Raw genomic sequence first — 17,366 nt, 5'->3', positions numbered from 1 at the left:
CGGCGGGACGCGGCGGCGGGCGGCATCAGCAGCACGGCGGTGCCGCCGTCCCGCAGCCGCGCCAACGCGTGCTGCGCCCAGGCGAGTTCGGACTCCGTGCGGGCCGGGAAGCCGTACTCCCAGCGCGGGTCGTAGGCCAGTTCGTCGTGGCCCCAGTTGCGGTCGTTGAACGGCGGGTGGCACAGCACGGGAACGGCGGTGGCACAGCACGGCGTCGGCGGCGAGGTCCGCGTGCGCGTCGGCGCGCAGGGTGTCGGCGGCGGCGGTGCGCACGGTCGCGTCGGAGCCGAGGGCGAGGCGCAGGGCGGTGAGGGCGGCGAGGTCGGGGGCGCTGTCCTGGCCGTACAGCCGGTGGTCGGCGCAGTCCCGGCCGGGGCGGGGGGCGGCGGCGCGGAGCAGGGCGCCGGTGCCGCAGGCCGGGTCGAGGACGACGCGGCCGGTGCGCGCGGGGCCCGCGAGGGCGGCCATCAGGTCGGCGGGGCCCTGCGGGGTGAGGGTGTACTGGCGCGGGTTGGCGTCGAGGTGCCGGCCGAGCAGGAACTCGTACGCGGTGTGCGCGCCCAGCTCGGCGGCGAGTTCGGCGGCGGATCGCAACAGGGGGGCGGACGGGAGGAGTTCGGGGGTCGCGGGGGTCCGGACGGCGCGGGTGCGGGAGGGCGGGCCGAAGCGCGGGGTCAGCACGTCCTCCAGCACGCCCGGGAGAAGGCGCGCCATCCGCTCGTCCGACACGGCGCTGACCCGCAGCCAGTCGGGGTGCCGGTCGTGTACGAGGAGCAGGGCGCAGCCGGCGTGCAGCAGGGCGGTGGCCGGGCCCGCCGGGTGTCCGGCGAGCTGCTGCCAGACGCGTTCGCGCAGCGGCACTTCGGAGAGCTTGCCCTGGCCGCGCAGCCACTGTTCGACCTCGGCGAGCGCGAAGGAGGGGCTGGTGTCGGTGCCGCCCACGGGGCGGGGGAAGTCGGCGTGGCGGCGGCGCCAGTTGCTGACGGCGGCGCGGCCGACACCGGCGAGGCGGGCGATGCCGGCGGCGGTGACCTCGGTGGCGTCCGGCCTCTCCCGCCTTCCCTCCGTCGCGCGCCGCGCCCGCGGCGTCCCGTTCCCCTCTTGCCCCTGGTTCCCCTGTCGCGTCGGCCCGCTGGTCGTCACTGGCCCGCCCCTCGTCGTCCGGTGTCGCTCGCTCGCAGGGCGCCGTCTTCCCCTGGCGGCGCCCGACACCGAGCTTACCCAGACGTACGGAACGAGCCCCTTCACACCCGTTAACCATTCCGTCACCGTGAACCGTGTTGACTCGGTTCACAGTTGCCTGCTCTCATGGGTACACCGCACGAGTCCTTGGGGGGATCTCTCATGCAGCACCAGCCTTCGCGCCTACGCCCGCGCCCGCGTCGCGGCACTCTGGCCGCGCTCTGTCTCACCGCTGCGGCGGCCGTCGCCCTGACGGCCTGCGGCGGCGACAAGTCCGCCGGTTCGACGCCCTCGAAGGACAGGAAGAGCTCGCCCGAGCGCAAGGAGAAGGAGCCCTTCGCCGACCTGTCCGGGCCGCAGATCGTCGACAAGGCCATGGAGGCGACCAGGGGCGCCCGTTCCCTCCGGCTCAAGGGCATCGGCCCCGACGACGAGGGCGGCAGCGGGACCATGGACGTCGCCCTCAACACCAAGGGCGAGTGCGCGGGCACGATCGGGGTGGGCGGGGGCACGGCCGACCTGATCGCCACCCGCACCACGGTCTACACGCGGTTCGACGCGGCGGCGCTGCGCAGCCAGCTCAAGGGCGAGCCGAAGGCCGACATCGACGCCGCGGTGGACATGATGGCGAACCGCTGGACGAAGGCCAAGGCGACGGACTCCGAGTGGAAGGACCTCGCCGGATTCTGCGACCTCAACTCGCTCCTCGAAGAGTTCAAGGGCACCGACTCGGCCGCCCGCAAGGGCAAGTTGACCACCGTCGACGGCAAGCGGGCCATCACGCTGCACGAGAGCGACGGCAAGGACCGCGCCACCCTCTACGTGGCGGCCGAGGGCAAGCCGTACCTGCTGAAGGCCGTGAACAAGTCCACGAAGAAGCCGGACGAGCCGGAGGAGATGACCTTCACCGACTACGACAAGCCGGTGAAGACGACTCCGCCCACGGGCGACGTGCTGGACCTCGACGAGCTGGAGGACGCAGACACGCTGGAGGGCTGACCCGCCGGCGCGGGCGGGTGGCCGGCGCGCGTCACAGCGCGTGCCGCACCCACACGTTCGGCTCCACGTACACCGCGTAGCCGCGCCCGGGCTCGCTGTGCACCGGCACCAGCGCCCCGGGCACCTCGACGAGCCCCTCCTCGTCGAACGGCAGCCCGGTCCACTCCCGCCACCGGGCCGTCGACCCCGACACCGTCATCGACACCGGGGCCACCTTCTCGATGACACCGCCCGCGCGGACATGCACCCGCAGCCACGGGTCGTGCGGCAGCCCGTCCTCCCGGGTGCGCCGCGCGTACTCCTCGATGGGCGTGGCCGGCTCCAGGTGCTTGGCGTTCGGCCGCACCGGGGCGACGACCTCGCCGAAGCCGCGTCCGCGCGCGTTCTCCCGCAGGGCGGCGAGCACCTGGCCGGACACGCCGTGCCCCTGCGCGTCCGGGGCGACCGTGATCTCGATGGCGCTGACGGTGTCCGGCTCCCGGCCCCGCTTGCGGTCCGAGAACGCCCACAGCATGACCTGGTCCCAGCCGCCGTCGGGCAGTTCCCCGCGCCCCTCGGCCCGCAGCGCGAACGGCACGCTGAACGCCCGCGCCACCACCCGCTCCCGGGCGTCCGTGGCGATCAGCACGTACTCCGGCCACTCCACGGGGATCCGGCCCATCATCGACCAGGCGATGGGGTCGTACTGCACGAACTCGGCCCAGGTGTCCGCCATGGCCCACATGGGGTCGGCGAGTTCGGGCCGTTCGGCGAGGGTGGTGATCTTCAGGTCCACGCCCCGCACGCTAACGGCCGGTGCGCCGCACGGGAACTGATTTACGCGTCACCACCCACCCGGGCACCGCCGCGTCACCGCCCACCCGGGCACCTCCGCGTCACCGCCCACCCGGCACCTCCGCACACCCTCGGGCCCCGGGCCCGCGGCCTCACCGCGCCCGGAACCGCCCCGGCGCCTCGGTCGGACCGCCGCCCGCAGGCAGCTTCTCCTGCGGGCAGCGCGACAGCACCCGCCGCATGGCGTCCCGCTCGGCGCCGGTCACCCACAGCCCGTACTTCTTCTTCACGGCGACCTGCCGTGCCACATACGCGCACCGATAGGACTTGTTCGCGGGCAGCCACGTCGCCGTATCGCCGTCGCCCTTGCCGCGGTTGGGGCCCGCGTCGACGGCGAGGAGGTTCAACGGGTCGTTGGCCAGGGCGATGCGCTTGCTCGGGCGCCACTTCCCGGCGCCCTTCTGCCAGGCGTCGGAGAGCGCGACGACGTGGTCGATGTCGACGCGGCTGCGCCCGCGCGTGAACGTCACTTCCTTGCCGGTGTACGGATCGGGGGCGAGGGTGCCCGACACCACCGTGCAGTCGCCGTCCCGGAACTTCACCCCGTCCAGGTCCCGCTTGAGTATGTCGTCGCGGGTCCCGCACCCGTTCGAGTCGGTGTCGGCCCAGGGGCTGCCGAACCGCGCCCGCTCGTAACCGGTCCTGGGCGCACGCCCCTTGACGGTGAGCGAGTCCACGGCGGCGAGCGCGGGCCCGCCGCGCGCCCCGGACCCCGCGGCCCCGTCCTTGCCGTCCCCGCCGCCCCCCTCGCAGGCGGAGAGCCCGCCCCCGAGCACGAGCAACGCCACCACGGCACCCGCCCCCGCCCGCCGTCGCCTCGCCCCACCGCACGTCACGGCGCTCTCGACCCTCACAGCCATTCCCTCCCCTGGACCGGCCCCACGGTAGCCGCCGCCCCGGCTTCTCCCCTCCCCCGGGGGAATATCCGGAGCCACGCTCCGCTTGACCGTGCCAGAACACAGCGGACAAGGGGCGGGACACATGAGATTCAAGGGTTCGACACGACGTACGGGTGCGATGGTGCTGGCCACAGCCGCGCTGGCCGCGCTGCCGGTCGCCGGCACGGCGGGGCTGGGCGGCCCCTCGGGCGCCGTGGCGGCCGGGCACACCCGCACCGCGCACAACACCACCCCCTGGCAAGGCGCCTGGGCCGCCTCCCCCCAAGCGCCGACCGAGGTCTTCACGCCGAACTGGTCCCAGCAGGGCTTCGAGCGGCACACGCTCCGTCAGGTCGTCCGGGTCGGCGCCGGGGGCACGAAGGCCCGCATCGAGCTGTCCAACCGGTACGGCAAGGGGCCGCTGCGGATCACCGGAGCGGCCATCGCCCGCACGGGCAAGGGCCCGGAGGTCAGGGCCGGTTCCGTGCGGAAGCTGGGCTTCGGCGGCGCGGGGGCCGTGACGATCCCGGCGGGCGGCAAGACGTACAGCGACGCCATGCCCTTCAAGGTCAAGGCGTTCGAGTCGCTCACCGTCACGCTGTACCTGGAGGCCCCGACCGGGCCCACCACCTTCCACATGATCTCCTCCGCCACCAGCTACCGCGCCCAGGGCGACCACGTCCGCGACCGCGACGGCAGCGCGTTCACGGAGACCAGCGACTCCTGGTATTACCTCACCGGCGTCGAGGTCACCGGGGCCGAGCCCGCGCGCCGCGGGTCCGTCGTCACCTTCGGCGACTCCATCACCGACGGCACGGGCTCCGGCCTCGACACGAACGGCCGCTACCCCGACAAGCTCGCGGAGCGCCTCGCCGCCACCGACCGGCCGCGCGGCGTGCTCAACCACGGGATCGCCGGCAACCAGGTCACCAACGACTCCAACTGGGCGGGCGAGAAGGGCGTCGTCCGCTTCAGGAAGGACGTACTGAGCGAGCCGAACGTCGGCACGGTCATCGTGTTGGAGGGCATCAACGACATCGGGGCCAGCGCGGAGGGCTCACCCGGCGGACCGACCCCTGACGTGTCGGCCCGCCAACTCATCGACGGCCACCGCTCGTTGATCCGCCAGGCCCACGCCCGGGGCATCAAGGTGGTGGGCGCGACCCTGACGCCCATCAAGGGCTCCTTCTACTACAGCCCGGCCAACGAGGCCAAGCGCGAGGCAGTCAACCACTGGATCCGTACGTCGGGTGCGTACGACGCCGTCGTCGACCTGGAGCGCGCCGTCGCCGACCCCGCCGACCGGGACCGCATCGCCCCCGCCTACGACTCCGGCGACGGGCTGCACCCCAACGACGCCGGATACCGCGCGATGGCCGAGGCCGTGGACCTCGACCAGCTCTAGGGCGTGTCCGCCGGGCCCGGGGTGCGAGGAGCGCCCCGGGCCCGGCGGGTCACGAACCCAGGATCGACGTCAGGAACTCCCCCACCCAGCCCAGCAGTTCCCGCCCGACCAGCGGCTTCCCGCCGACCTTCGCCGTCTTCGGGCGCGGCACGAGGACCTGGTGCGCGGCGGCCTTGATGACCGTGCCGGGGTAGAGCCGCTTCAGGCGCAGCTCCTGGGACTCCCTCAAGTCCACCGGCGCGAAGCGGATGTTGTTGCCCTGGAGCACGATCTCGCCGACGCCGCACGCGCGCGACAGCATCCGCAGGCCCGCGACGAGCAGGAGGTTCTCGACCGGCTCGGGCAACTTGCCGTAGCGGTCGGTGAGTTCCTCGCGCACCGCCTTGATGTCGCCCTCCGTGGTGGCGGAGGCGATCGAGCGGTACGCCTGCAGGCGCAGGCGCTCGCCGGGGGCGTAGTCGTGCGGGACGTGCGCGTCCACCGGGAGTTCGATCTTGACCTCCAGTGGCGGCTCCTCCTCCACTCCGCCTTCCAGGGACGCGCGGTAGTCGGCGACGGCCTCGCCCACCATGCGTACGTAGAGGTCGAAGCCGACGCCCGCGATGTGGCCGGACTGCTCGCCGCCGAGCAGGTTTCCGGCGCCACGGATCTCCAGGTCCTTCATCGCCACGTACATGCCCGCGCCCATCTCCGTGTGCTGGGCGATGGTGGCGAGGCGCTCGTGGGCGGTCTCGGTCAGCGGCTTCTCCGGCGGGTACAGGAAGTACGCGTAACCGCGCTCGCGGCCCCGGCCGACGCGGCCGCGCAGCTGGTGGAGCTGCGACAGGCCGAAGTTGTCGCCGCGCTCCACGATGAGGGTGTTGGCGTTGGAGATGTCGATGCCGGACTCGACGATCGTCGTCGACACCAGGACGTCGAACTTCTTCTCCCAGAAGTCCACGACCACCTGCTCCAGGGCCTGTTCGGACATCTGGCCGTGGGCCGTCGCGATGCGCGCCTCCGGCACGATGTCGCGCAGCCGGGCCGCCGCCCGGTCGATGGACTCCACACGGTTGTGGATGTAGAAGACCTGGCCCTCGCGCAGCAGTTCACGCCGGATGGCCGCGCCGATCTGCCGCTCCTCGTACGGCCCGACGAAGGTCAGGACCGGGTGCCGCTCCTCGGGGGGCGTGGTGATCGTGGACATCTCGCGGATGCCCGTCACGGCCATTTCGAGCGTACGGGGGATGGGCGTCGCCGACATCGTCAGCACGTCGACGTTCGCGCGCAGCTTCTTGAGCTGCTCCTTGTGCTCGACGCCGAAGCGCTGCTCCTCGTCGACGATGACCAGGCCCAGGTCCTTGAACTTGGTCTCGGAGGAGAACAGGCGGTGGGTGCCGATGACGATGTCGACGGCGCCGTCCTTGAGGCCCTCCAGGGTCGCCTTCGCCTCCGTGTCGGTCTGGAAGCGGCTCAACGCCCTTACGTTCACCGGGAATTGCGAGTAGCGCTCGGAGAACGTGCCGAAGTGCTGCTGGACGAGGAGCGTCGTCGGGACGAGCACGGCGACCTGCTTGCCGTCCTGGACCGCCTTGAAGGCCGCGCGGACCGCGATCTCCGTCTTGCCGTAGCCCACGTCGCCGCAGATCAGGCGGTCCATCGGGACCGACTTCTCCATGTCCTCCTTGACCTCGGCGATGGTGGTGAGCTGGTCGGGCGTCTCCACGTAGGGGAAGGCGTCCTCCAGCTCGCGCTGCCAGGGCGTGTCGGGGCCGAAGGTGTGGCCGGGGGCCGCCATCCGCGCGCTGTACAGCTTGATCAGGTCCGCGGCGATCTCCTTGACCGCCTTCTTCGCCCGCGCCTTGGTCTTCGTCCAGTCGGCGCCGCCGAGGCGGTGCAGCGTGGGGGCCTCGCCGCCCACGTACTTGGTGATCTGCTCCAGCTGGTCGGTGGGGATGTAGAGGCGGTCGCCGGGCTGGCCGCGCTTGGCGGGGGCGTACTCCACGACCAGATACTCGCGGGTGGCGCCCTGGACCGTGCGCTGCACCATCTCGATGTAGCGGCCGACGCCGTGCTGCTCGTGCACGATGTAGTCGCCGGCTTCGAGGGTGAGCGGGTCGATGGTCTTGCGGCGCCGGGCGGGCATGCGCTGCCCGTCCTTGCCGGCCGCCTTCTGGCCGGTGAGGTCGGTCTCCGTGAGGACGGCGAGCTTCAGGGCCGGGTCGACGAAGCCGTAGTCGATCGAGCCGCAGGCCACGTGCACGACGGACGGGGTGAGGGCGGTGAGGTCGGCGTCGAGGCGGGCCGCGATGCCCTCGCCGCCGAGCACCTCGGCGGTGCGGGCTGCCGGGCCGTGGCCCTCCGTCACGTACACCGTGCGCCAGCCGTCGGCGAGCCAGCCCTTGGTGTCGGCGAGGGCCTTCGCGGTGTCTCCCCGATACGTCTCCGGGGCGTGCATGCCCAGCTTGAGGGTGTCGGTGTCGCCGTCGTCGACGGTCTCGTCCGCGGCGAACGGGCTCACCGACCACCACATCATGCCGATCTCGCGGGCGCGGTCGCGGACGTCCGCGATGCCCCACAGCGAGGCCGCGCCCACGTCGATCGGGGCCTCCCCGCCGCCGGCCGTGGCGGCCCAGCTGGCCTGGAGGAACTCCTGGCTCGTGGCCACCAGGTCCGCGGCGCGCGTACGCACCCGCTCCGGGTCGCAGACCAGCGCCATGGACCCCGCCGGGAGCACGTCGAGCAGCAGCTCCATGTCGTCCACCAGGACCGGGGCCAGGGACTCCATGCCCTCGACCGCGATGCCCTCGGCGATCTTCCCGAGCAGCTCGCCCAGCTCCGGGTGGAGCTCGGCGAGCGCCGCGGCCCGGCCCCGCACCTCCTCGGTGAGCAGCAGCTCCCGGCACGGCGGCGCCCACAGGCCGTGCTCGGCGATTTCGAGGGACCGCTGGTCGGCGACCTTGAAGTACCGGATCTCCTCGACGTCGTCGCCCCAGAACTCCACCCGCAGGGGGTGCTCCTCGGTGGGCGGGAAGACGTCCAGGATGCCGCCGCGCACGGCGAACTCGCCGCGCTTCTCCACCAGCTCCACGCGTGCGTACGCCGCCGCGGCCAGGGCCGCGACGGTCTCGTTCAGGTCGGCCGACTCGCCCGTGCGCAGGGCCACGGGCTCCAGGTCGCCGAGCCCCTTGACCTGCGGCTGAAGCACGGAGCGCACCGGGGCCACGACCACGGAGACCGGGCCCGTCTCGGGGTCGTCGGCGCGCGGGTGCGCGAGGCGGCGCAGCACGGCGAGGCGGCGGCCGACGGTGTCGGAGCGCGGGGAGAGCCGCTCGTGCGGCAGCGTCTCCCACGACGGGTACTCCACGACTCCCTCGGGCGGAAGGACCGTCCGCAGCGCGGCGGCCAGGTCCTCGGCCTCACGGCCGGTGGCCGTCACCGCGAGGACGGTGCGCCGCGCCTCGCGGGCGAGGGCCGCCACGGCGAAGGGGCGGGCGGCCGGGGGGCCGACGAGGTCGATGTGATGCCGGTTGCCGTCGGCCGCGGCCTTCACCGCTTCGGTGAGGGCCGCGTCCTTGACGACGGCGTCCAGCAGTCCGTGCAGGCTCATGAAGGGGCATCCAGTCCGGGGCGATAGAACGATGCGGACAACGCGAACAGCCCGGCACGTGCTACGGGCCGGGGTTGTCCAGAGTACGTCGCCGCAGTGACAGTCGCCCGATCGAGGGACTGCACAGAAGATGCGGGAAGCGTACACTTCCTTACATGAGCGAGACGCTGCCCATCACCGAGGCACGGGCCCGATTCGGCACCCTGGTGCGCCGGACCGCGCATGCCCGCGAGCGCATCACGATCACGGATCACGGCCAGCCCGCGGCCGTGTTCATAAACCCGAACGAGCTGTACGAGCTGGAGGAACGGGTGCTGGAGCTCGAAGAGCAGCTCGCAGTGGCCCGTTACCGAGCCGAGAAGGCCGATGGAACGTTCGTCGGCATCCCTCACGAAGAGGTTCGTCAGCTGCTCGGTCTGGAGCGTGAGTGAGCTTTCAGATCTTCTGGCGCGAGCAGGCGACCAACGCCGCCGTCCGTTTCCTCAAGGACGACCCGGACGGGCTGCGGCAGGTCTATGCCGCAGTCGACCTGCTGGCGGACAACCCTCGCCCTTCAGGGACCGTCGCCTACGGCTCGCCTGAAGTCCGCCGCCTTCACGTCGGCTTATACCGCTTGATGTACGAGATCGACGAGGGCACCATCACCATCGTCGTCATGCACATCGGTCGTCTCGCCTGATCCGCAATGTGCCCACGCCCAAAGGGCCGGGCCCGGTGGAATCCCACCGGGCCCGGCCCTCCCCCGTTCCCCCCGTCCGCAGTGGCTACTCGGTAGCGATCGCGTTCAGGACGTTCATCCGGCCCGCCCGGAACGCGGGCACCAGCGCCGCGAACAGGCCCACGAACGCCGAGCCGAAGAAGACCGTGATGATCGTCGGCCAGGGGATCTCCAGGACCATCAGGCCCTCCAGGGCCAGGAGCTTCTGGGCGGTGGCGCCCCAGCCCATGCCCAGGCCGAGGCCGAGGAGTGCGCCGAAGAGGGCGATGACGACCGACTCCATGCGGATCATGCGGCGCAGCTGGCGGCGGGAGAGGCCGATCGCCCGCATCAGGCCGATCTCGCGGGTGCGCTCGATCACCGAGAGGGCCAGGGTGTTCACGACGCCCAGGATCGCGACGATGATCGCGAGGCCCAGCAGGCCGTAGACCATGTTCAGCATCTGGCCGACCTGGTCCTTCAGGTCCTGCTTGAAGTCGGTCTGGTCCTGCACCTTGTACTGCGGGTAGGCATTCAGGGTGTCCTTGAGCGCCTTGTACGCCTCGTCCTGCTTGCCGTCGACCGCCTGGGCGAAGGCGATCCGGGTCTGCGGCATGCGGTGCGCGGGCACATAGCGCTCGACCGTGGTGATGTTCACGTACATCGCGCCCTTGTCGAACGACCCGTCATCCCCGGTGATCGCGGCGAGCTTCAGCTCGGCGGTGCGGCCCTTGTCGAAAGCGACCTTCAGCTTGTCGCCGACCTTCAGGCGGTGCTTCTTCGCGAACTCCTCGCCCACCGACATCGCGTCCTTGCCGTAGGCGGCGGACAGTTCACCGGAGACGGTGTCGCGGCGCAGGTCCTTGGCGTACGACGGGTCGGCGGCGCTGAGGCTCGTGTCCTTGCTGGTCCTGCCGTCCGGCAGGGTGATGTCGGCGTCGACCTCCTTGTTGCGCGTGAAGTGCGAGATGTACGGAGTCTTCTCCAGCTTCTTCTCGGCCTTGGTCGTGAGGCCCTGCTGGTCGCCCTGGATGATGAAGTCCGCGCCCACCGACTTGTCGAGCTCGTCCGTCGCCGAGGCGACCATGGAGGAGCCGACGACGGAGAGACAGGCGACCAGGGCGAGGCCGATCATCAGGGCGGCGCCCGTGGCACCGGTGCGGCGCGGGTTGCGCAGCGCGTTGCGCTCGGCCATGCGGCCGACGGGGCCGAACCACCGCAGCAGCACCGCGCTGATCACGCGGACCACGAAGGACGCCAGGACCGGGCCGATGACCACGAAGCCGATGAGGGTCGCGACGACGCCGAGGCCGAGGAAGAGGGAGCCGTCCTTCGCCTTGTCCGCCTGCCCGGCGGTGTAGAGCGCGAAGACTCCGGCGCCGGTGAGGAGCAGGCCGATCGCGGCGCGCACCGCGCCCGCCTTGCCGTCCGCCGGCGTACCGGCGTCGCGCAGGGCGGCCATCGGGGAGACCTTGCCTGCGCGCCGTGCCGGGAGGTACGCCGCGAGGACGGTGACGATGATGCCGAGGGCGAGGCCCACCACCGGGGTCGTCCAGGCGATGGTGAGGTCCTTCGTGGACAGCTCCATGCCCATGCCGGACATCAGCTTCATCAGGCCGACGGCGAGGCCGATGCCCGCGCCGACGCCGAGGACCGAGCCGACGACGCCCAGGAGCAGCGCCTCGACCAGGACCGAGCGGTTGACCTGCTTGCGACTGGAGCCGATGGCCCGCATCAGGCCGATCTCGCGGGTGCGCTGGGCGACCAGCATCGAGAAGGTGTTGATGATCAGGAAGATGCCGACGAGGAAGGCGATTCCGGCGAAGCCGAGCATCGCGTACTTCATCACGTCCAGGAAGCCGCCGACGGACTTGGCGTCGTCGTCCGCGGTCTCCTTCTGCGTCTTGATCTTGTACGCGGAGGCGTCGGCGGCCAGCGTCTCGGTGACGTTCTTCTTGAGCTGGGTGTCGCTCACGCCGCTCGCGGCGGTGACGCTGAGGTGGGTGAACCGGCCGGTGGCGCCGAGCAGTTCGCGCTGGGCGGTGGGGGTGTCGAAGTAGAAGACGGCCGCGCCGGGGTTGGTCACCTTGAAGGTGGCGATGCCGGAGATCTTCGCCTTGAAGTCGCCGGCGGCCGTGATGGTGCGCAGCTCCTCGCCGAGCTTGAGGTCGTGCTTGTCGGCGGTGTCCGCGTCGACCATCACCTCGGTGGGGCCGCGCGGGGCGTGCCCGGAGGTGATCTCCATGGCACGCAGGTCGTTCTTCGTCCAGTTGCCCGCGAGGGTGGGGGCGCCGCTGGACGGGCCCATGTTCTTGTTCTTCGAGTCGGCGACGGTGACGCTGTCGCTGGTGACGCCGCCCTCGACGGACTTCACGCCGTCGGCCTTCTCGACCTGGGCGACCGCGGAGGCGGGCAGCGACTCGGGCTTGCCCGTCTTCGGCCCCTCGTCACCGGCCTCGGCGGCGTCCTTCGGCTTGACCGTGACGTCGGAGGCCGTGGCCGCGAAGAGCTTGTCGAAGGTGGTGGTCATCGTGTCCGAGAAGACGAGCGTGCCGCACACGAAGGCCACCGACAGGACGACGGCGACCGCGGAGAGCGCCATGCGTCCCTTGTGCGCGAGGAAGTTGCGCATCGATGTCTTGAGGACGGTCATGACGTGCGCCCCCGGGCGTCGAAGTGCTTCATGCGGTCCAGGACCTGGTCCGCGGTGGGGTTGTACATCTCGTCGACGATGCGGCCGTCCGCCAGATACAGCACCCGGTCGGCATACGACGCGGCGACCGGGTCGTGCGTGACCATCACGATGGTCTGGCCCAGCTCGGTCACCGACCTGCGCAGGAAGCCGAGGACCTCGGCGCCGGCGCGGGAGTCCAGGTTTCCGGTCGGCTCGTCACCGAAGATGATCTCGGGGCGGGACGCCAGGGCGCGGGCCACGGCGACGCGCTGCTGCTGGCCGCCGGACAGCTCGGTGGGGCGGTGCTTGAGGCGGCCCGCGAGGCCGACGGTCTGCACGACCTGGTCCAGCCAGGCGCGGTCGGGCTTGCGGCCCGCGATGTCCATCGGGAGCGTGATGTTCTCGATGGCGTTCAGCGTCGGCAGCAGGTTGAACGCCTGGAAGATGAAGCCGATCCGGTCCCGGCGGAGCTGGGTGAGCTTCTTGTCCTTCAGGCCGGTGATCTCGGTCTCGTCCAGATAGATCTGGCCCGAGGAGACCGTGTCGAGGCCCGCGAGACAGTGCATCAGCGTGGACTTGCCGGACCCGGACGGGCCCATGATCGCCGTGAACTGCCCGCGGGCTATGTCCACGTCGATGTGGTCGAGGGCGACGACGCGGGTTTCGCCGGTGCCGTACGCCTTGACGACCTGGCGTGCCCGCGCCGCCACGGCCGTACGCCCTCCAGTACCCCCGTGCCTGGGAGTGGTCACAGCCGTTGTCACGGTAAGTCTCCTATGTGGGTGATGAGATGAGCCGGGTCACATGCCGCTCGCTCACGCTGATCAGTCTGGTCCGTCGGGGTGCCTCGACGCCCTGGTGCAGAGCGCAGTCTTTTGCTGGGGAAAACCCCACCCCCCAAGCTGAGGTTCCTCTCAGCGCCTCCTCTCAGCGCCTCCGCTCAGCGCCTCCGCCCCCTGCGGCGTAAAGCCAATCTAAGGACCAGGTCAGGCGCTCTCGTCCTCCGTCGGTACCAACGCCACCCTGTCCGTAGTACGGAGGGCCCCCTAGGGGTTCTCCACCCGGCGGTGGAGCATCTCTCAGGGTCGCTCCGCCCTCCCCCAAGAGCCTGCCTGGTGAGAAGGTGACCCGAGGCAACAGGTGCAGGGGGAAGGGATCTTCGGGATGCCGAGTACGGCGCCGGACAGCGGGCTGGGTTCAGGGCCGGACCACGGGCCGGGTTCAGGGCCGGACCAAGGGCCGCGTACGGACAGGCGCGGTGCCGTCGTCGCCGCGCTCATGCTCGTCATGGCGCTGGCCGCCCTGGACGCCACCATCGTCTCCACGGCCGTGCCGCAGATCGTCGGCGCGCTCGGCGGCTTCTCCGTCTTCTCCTGGCTGTTCTCCGGCTATCTGCTCGCCGCGACGGTCACGCTGCCGGTGTACGGCAAGCTCTCCGACACCTTCGGCCGCAAGCCCGTCCTGATCGCCGGCAGCGTCCTGTTCCTGCTCGGCTCGGCGCTGTGCGCGCTCGCCTGGAACATGGGCGCGCTGATCGCCTTCCGCGTCGTCCAGGGCCTGGGCGGCGGCGCGCTGCAGGGCACCGTCCAGACCCTCGCCGCCGACCTGTACCCGCTCAAGGAGCGCCCGAAGATACAGGCCAAGCTGTCCACGGTGTGGGCCACTTCGGCGGTCGCGGGCCCCGCGGTCGGCGGCCTCATCACCGCGTACACGGACTGGCGCTGGATCTTCCTGATCAACCTGCCGATCGGCGCGCTCGCCCTGTGGCTGATCGTGCGCCACCTGCACGAGCCCGGCCGCGCGGCGACGCGAGGAGGGCCCGGCGGCCGTGCTCCCGCTCGGCGGGTCGACTGGCCGGGCGCGCTCGCCGTCTTCGCCGCCGGGGGCGTGCTGCTCACCGCGCTCGTGCAGGGCGGCGTCGCCTGGGCCTGGCTGTCCGCGCCTTCGCTCGCGCTGTTCGCGGGCGGGCTGCTGTGCGTCGCGGCGGTCGTGGTCATCGAGCGGCGCGCGGCCGACCCGATCATCCCCGGCTGGGTGTGGCGGCGGCGCCCGATCGCCGCCGTGAACCTGGCGCTCGGCTCGCTCGGCCTGGTGATGGTGGCGCCCACGGTCTTCCTGCCGACGTACGCCCAGTCGGTGCTCCAACTCGCGCCCATGGCAGCCGGTTTCGTGCTCTCCGCGATGACCCTGAGCTGGCCGGTGTCGGCCGCGCTCAGCCAGCACGTCTATCGGCGCATCGGCTTCCGCAACACGGCGATGCTCGGCATCGGCGCCGCGGCCTGCGTCCTGTTCGCCTTCCCGGTGCTGCCCTACCCGGGCTCGGCCTGGCAGCCCGCCCTGCTCATGCTGCTGCTGGGCGCGGCCCTCGGGCTCTTCCAACTCCCCCTCATCGTCGGCGTCCAGTCGACCGTGGGCTGGTCGGAGCGCGGCACGACGACCGCGTCCGTCCTGTTCTGCCGCCAGATCGGGCAGACCGTCGGCGCCGCGCTGTTCGGGGCGGTGGCCAACGGGGTGCTGAGCGCGAAGCTGGGCGGGGCGGGCTCGCTGGACTCGGTGGCGAAGGCCCTGGACGACCCGGGCTCGGTGGCGGACGCGGACCGGCTGCGGCGCGCCGTGGACGCGGCCGTCGACGCCGTGTACGTGGGTGCCGCCTGCGCGGCCGTGGTGTGCCTGCTGGTGCTGCTGTTCATGGCGCCGCGGCGCTTCCCCGTGATCCAGGAGGACGAAGGGCCGCCTCAGCAGCAGGAGAAGAAGGACGAGGAGCCCCAAGAGCAACAGCAGTAACAGCAACGTCAGCAGTAACAACAGCGGTAACAACAGCGTCAGCAACAGCAGCCCCAAAAGCCACAGTTGACCCATCCCGCCGCCGGGACCCCATACCGACTGACCAGTATGCCGAAAACCCCGCGCGCCCCCTCTCCCTGCCAGTAGCGTTCTCGACCCTCGCTCCCTCGCGGTCCGCACCGGACCGAAGCCGCGCTTGGAGAGGAGAACCGGGATGACCCACCCTCCGCACGACTCGTCCCCTTCGTACGCCACCTACCCCTGGCAGCCCGTCGCGCCACCCCCACCACCCCCCGCTCCCCCGCACCGCCCCGCGCCCCGCCACCCCGCCCTCGGCCACCATCGCGACCTCCGCGTCCTGCGCACCGCCTACCGCCGGCAGCGCCGCGTGGCCACGCTCACCGCGCTCGGCTACTTCACGCTCTTCCTGCTCCTGTCCGCCTGCGCGCCGTCGTTCATGAACGGCACGGTCTCCGGCGGCCTGTCGACGGGGCTGCTGCTCGGCCTCGTACAACTGCCGGTGATGTGCGTCGCCATAGCGCTGTACGAGTTCACGGCGCGCCGCCGCCTGGACCAACTGGCCGCACGGCTGCGCAAGTTGGCGGAACTGGAGGCGAATCGTGAACAACGCCGCTGACGCCGCTGACGCGGCGCAGAGCATGTCCCTGGTCGCCTTCACGGCCGTCGTCACGCTGACGCTGCTGCTGTGCGTGATGACAGGACCGGACCGCGACGGGCTCGGCGAGTTCTACACCGGCTACGGCGGGCTCACGCCGATGCGCAACGGCCTGGCCATCGCGGGCGACTACATCTCCGCCGCGACCGTCCTCGGCACCACGGGCGTCATCGCGCTGCTCGGGTACGACGGCGTGGTCCTGGCCCTGAGTACGTCGCTGTCGCTGATGCTCCTGATGTTCCTGCTGGCCGAACCGCTGCGCAACGCGGGGCGGTTCACGATGGGCGACGTGCTGGCCCGCCGGATGCCGGGGCGCGCGGTCCGTATCACCGCGTGCGCGGCCACGCTCGCCGCGCTCCTGCCGCTCATGCTCGTCCAGCTGGCGGGCGCGGGCGATCTGCTCGCCTTCATCCTGGGCTTCTCCAGCCCTGGCCTGAAGACCGGCTGTGTGATCGCGCTCGGCGCGCTGATGATCAGCTACGCGGCGATCGGCGGGATGAAGGGCACCGCCCTGATCCAGATCCTCAAGATGGTGATCCTGCTCGGCTCCGGGACGGTCGTCGCCGCGCTCGTCCTCAGCCGCTTCGACTGGGACCCGGGCGCGCTGCTGCTCGCCGCGCGGCGCGGCAGCGAACTCGGGCCCGCCTACCTCCAGTCGGGCCTCCAGTTCGACGGGGGCGCGGCCCCTCGCCTCGACATGATCAGCTCCGAACTCACCGTCGTGCTCGGCGGGGCGTGTCTGCCGCACATCACGATGCGCATGTACACCGCGCGCAGCGCGCCGGAGATAAGGCGCTCCCTGTCCTGGGCGGTGTCCTCGGTCGCGCTCTTCGTCGTCATCATCACCGTCATCGGGTTCGGTACGACGGCGATGCTCGGGCGGGCGGCGGTCGCCGGGCACGATCCGCAGGGCAATACGGCCTATCTCCTCGGCTCCCGGGCGGTGTTCGGGGCCGACGCGTCCACGGCCGAGACCCTGCTGTTCACGACCGTCACCACCGCGATCTTCCTGACGCTGCTCGCGTCGGTGGCCGGGATGATCCTCGCCTGCGCCAACTCCCTGGCCCACGACGTGTTCGCGGCCTGCCGCCGCGATCTCGCGCCGCGCAGGGAGATGACGCTCGCGCGCGGCTCGGCGCTGGCCGTGGGCGCCCTCGCGATCACCCTCGCCGTGCTCGTCCAGGACCGCAACCTGCAGCCGCTGGTGACCCTGTCGTTCTGCCTCGGCGCGTCCGTGCTCGCGCCCGCGCTCATCTATACGTTGTTCTGGCGCCGGTTCACCCGGGCGGGGCTGCTGTGGACGCTCATCGGCGGCACGGTCGGCTGCGCCGTGCTCATGACGGGGACGAACCTGGTCTCCGGTTCGCCCGACGCCGCGTTCCCCGACCACGACTTCAACTGGTTCCCGTTCACCACGACCGGGCTCGCCTCCATTCCCCTGGGCTTCCTCCTGGGCTGGCTCGGCACGGTCGGCTCGCGCCGGGTGGTGCAGCGGGAGCAGCGGGCCCGGTACGAGGCGGTGGAGCCGTTCATCCTGGCGGGGGCCCGCGGGGCGCGTGGACGGTAGGTCTGTGGCCGCGGGCCTCGCCCCTCGGGTGGTCTCCCACCCACCCGCCCCGGCTGTACGACACCGGGGGGCCCGGCACCC

Annotated in this window: 12 protein-coding genes and 1 pseudogene; 7 read left to right on the top strand and 6 right to left on the bottom strand. The window is 71.6% G+C overall.

The window, feature by feature from the left end; translation table 11 throughout:
* Positions 1-1,017, bottom strand: a pseudogene (locus tag STRAU_RS09890) (N-6 DNA methylase); the annotation flags it as partial.
* Between the two features lie 327 nt (positions 1,018-1,344).
* On the opposite strand from STRAU_RS09890, the gene STRAU_RS09885 reads away from it, so the two are divergent.
* A complete protein-coding gene (locus tag STRAU_RS09885; RefSeq protein WP_016640137.1) occupies positions 1,345-2,181 on the top strand; it encodes a hypothetical protein in 837 nt (278 codons plus the stop codon).
* 31 nt (positions 2,182-2,212) lie between these two features.
* Here STRAU_RS09885 and STRAU_RS09880 read toward each other — a convergent pair whose 3' ends face one another.
* Both STRAU_RS09880 and STRAU_RS09875 read right to left on the bottom strand, forming a co-directional pair.
* Positions 2,213-2,956, bottom strand: a complete 744-nt coding sequence (locus STRAU_RS09880) for a hypothetical protein (RefSeq protein WP_016640136.1) — start codon at positions 2,954-2,956, stop codon at positions 2,213-2,215.
* Between the two features lie 151 nt (positions 2,957-3,107).
* Complete coding sequence (locus STRAU_RS09875) at positions 3,108-3,806, bottom strand: HNH endonuclease family protein (protein WP_016640135.1); 699 nt, start codon at positions 3,804-3,806, stop codon at positions 3,108-3,110.
* Positions 3,807-3,996: 190 nt separating this feature from the next.
* On the opposite strand from STRAU_RS09875, the gene STRAU_RS09870 reads away from it, so the two are divergent.
* The gene (locus STRAU_RS09870) at positions 3,997-5,298 is read left to right on the top strand and encodes an SGNH/GDSL hydrolase family protein (protein WP_016640134.1); all 1,302 of its coding nucleotides are present in this window, start codon (positions 3,997-3,999) and stop codon (positions 5,296-5,298) included.
* Positions 5,299-5,347: 49 nt separating this feature from the next.
* On the opposite strand, the gene mfd is transcribed toward STRAU_RS09870, so the two are convergent.
* A complete protein-coding gene (gene mfd / locus STRAU_RS09865) occupies positions 5,348-8,887 on the bottom strand; it encodes a transcription-repair coupling factor (protein ID WP_016640133.1) in 3,540 nt (1,179 codons plus the stop codon).
* A gap of 155 nt (positions 8,888-9,042) precedes the next feature.
* On the opposite strand from mfd, the gene STRAU_RS09860 reads away from it, so the two are divergent.
* Positions 9,043-9,318 carry a type II toxin-antitoxin system Phd/YefM family antitoxin gene (locus STRAU_RS09860; protein ID WP_016640132.1) on the top strand — a complete coding sequence of 92 codons (276 nt, stop codon included), beginning with the start codon at positions 9,043-9,045 and terminating at the stop codon, positions 9,316-9,318.
* The gene (locus STRAU_RS09855; RefSeq protein ID WP_016640131.1) at positions 9,315-9,566 is read left to right on the top strand and encodes a type II toxin-antitoxin system RelE family toxin; all 252 of its coding nucleotides are present in this window, start codon (positions 9,315-9,317) and stop codon (positions 9,564-9,566) included. Before STRAU_RS09860 ends, STRAU_RS09855 begins: the two co-directional genes overlap by 4 nt.
* Positions 9,567-9,651: 85 nt before the next feature.
* Here the strand turns inward: STRAU_RS09855 and STRAU_RS09850 are convergent, their stop codons facing one another.
* Positions 9,652-12,237, bottom strand: a complete 2,586-nt coding sequence (locus tag STRAU_RS09850; protein WP_016640130.1) for an ABC transporter permease — start codon at positions 12,235-12,237, stop codon at positions 9,652-9,654.
* Entirely contained in the window at positions 12,234-13,022 is a 789-nt protein-coding gene (locus tag STRAU_RS09845; RefSeq protein ID WP_037658474.1) for an ABC transporter ATP-binding protein, read from the bottom strand. The genes STRAU_RS09850 and STRAU_RS09845 overlap by 4 nt, the downstream gene beginning before the upstream one ends.
* Before the next feature lie 400 nt (positions 13,023-13,422).
* Here STRAU_RS09845 and STRAU_RS09840 point away from each other — a divergent pair, with 400 nt between their 5' ends.
* The 3 genes from STRAU_RS09840 (at position 13,423) to STRAU_RS09830 (ending at position 17,285) form a co-directional block, all read left to right on the top strand.
* Positions 13,423-15,042 (top strand): MFS transporter, encoded by a 1,620-nt coding sequence (locus tag STRAU_RS09840; protein ID WP_106967870.1) that lies wholly within the window; start codon positions 13,423-13,425, stop codon positions 15,040-15,042.
* 214 nt (positions 15,043-15,256) lie between these two features.
* Positions 15,257-15,679, top strand: coding sequence for a DUF485 domain-containing protein (locus tag STRAU_RS09835; protein WP_016640127.1), 423 nt, complete (start codon positions 15,257-15,259; stop codon positions 15,677-15,679).
* A gap of 22 nt (positions 15,680-15,701) precedes the next feature.
* Positions 15,702-17,285, top strand: a complete 1,584-nt coding sequence (locus STRAU_RS09830; RefSeq protein ID WP_052029026.1) for a sodium/solute symporter — start codon at positions 15,702-15,704, stop codon at positions 17,283-17,285.
* Positions 17,286-17,366 lie beyond the last annotated feature (81 nt).

The organism is Streptomyces aurantiacus JA 4570 (assembly GCF_000414115.1).
Taxonomy (GTDB): domain Bacteria; phylum Actinomycetota; class Actinomycetes; order Streptomycetales; family Streptomycetaceae; genus Streptomyces; species Streptomyces aurantiacus_A.
This window is presented reverse-complemented; position numbering and strand designations above follow the sequence as displayed.

What these genes read in the sequence shown, in the direction of transcription:
- STRAU_RS09830 (WP_052029026.1), top strand. Translation starts at nt 15,702, where the DNA reads ATGTCCCTGGTCGCCTTCACGGCCGTCGTCACGCTGACGCTGCTGCTG.
- STRAU_RS09870 (WP_016640134.1), top strand. Translation starts at nt 3,997, where the DNA reads ATGAGATTCAAGGGTTCGACACGACGTACGGGTGCGATGGTGCTGGCC.
- STRAU_RS09885 (WP_016640137.1), top strand. Translation starts at nt 1,345, where the DNA reads ATGCAGCACCAGCCTTCGCGCCTACGCCCGCGCCCGCGTCGCGGCACT.
- STRAU_RS09850 (WP_016640130.1), bottom strand. Translation starts at nt 12,237, where the DNA reads ATGACCGTCCTCAAGACATCGATGCGCAACTTCCTCGCGCACAAGGGA.
- mfd (WP_016640133.1), bottom strand. Translation starts at nt 8,887, where the DNA reads ATGAGCCTGCACGGACTGCTGGACGCCGTCGTCAAGGACGCGGCCCTC.
- STRAU_RS09835 (WP_016640127.1), top strand. Translation starts at nt 15,257, where the DNA reads ATGACCCACCCTCCGCACGACTCGTCCCCTTCGTACGCCACCTACCCC.
- STRAU_RS09840 (WP_106967870.1), top strand. Translation starts at nt 13,423, where the DNA reads ATGCCGAGTACGGCGCCGGACAGCGGGCTGGGTTCAGGGCCGGACCAC.
- STRAU_RS09860 (WP_016640132.1), top strand. Translation starts at nt 9,043, where the DNA reads ATGAGCGAGACGCTGCCCATCACCGAGGCACGGGCCCGATTCGGCACC.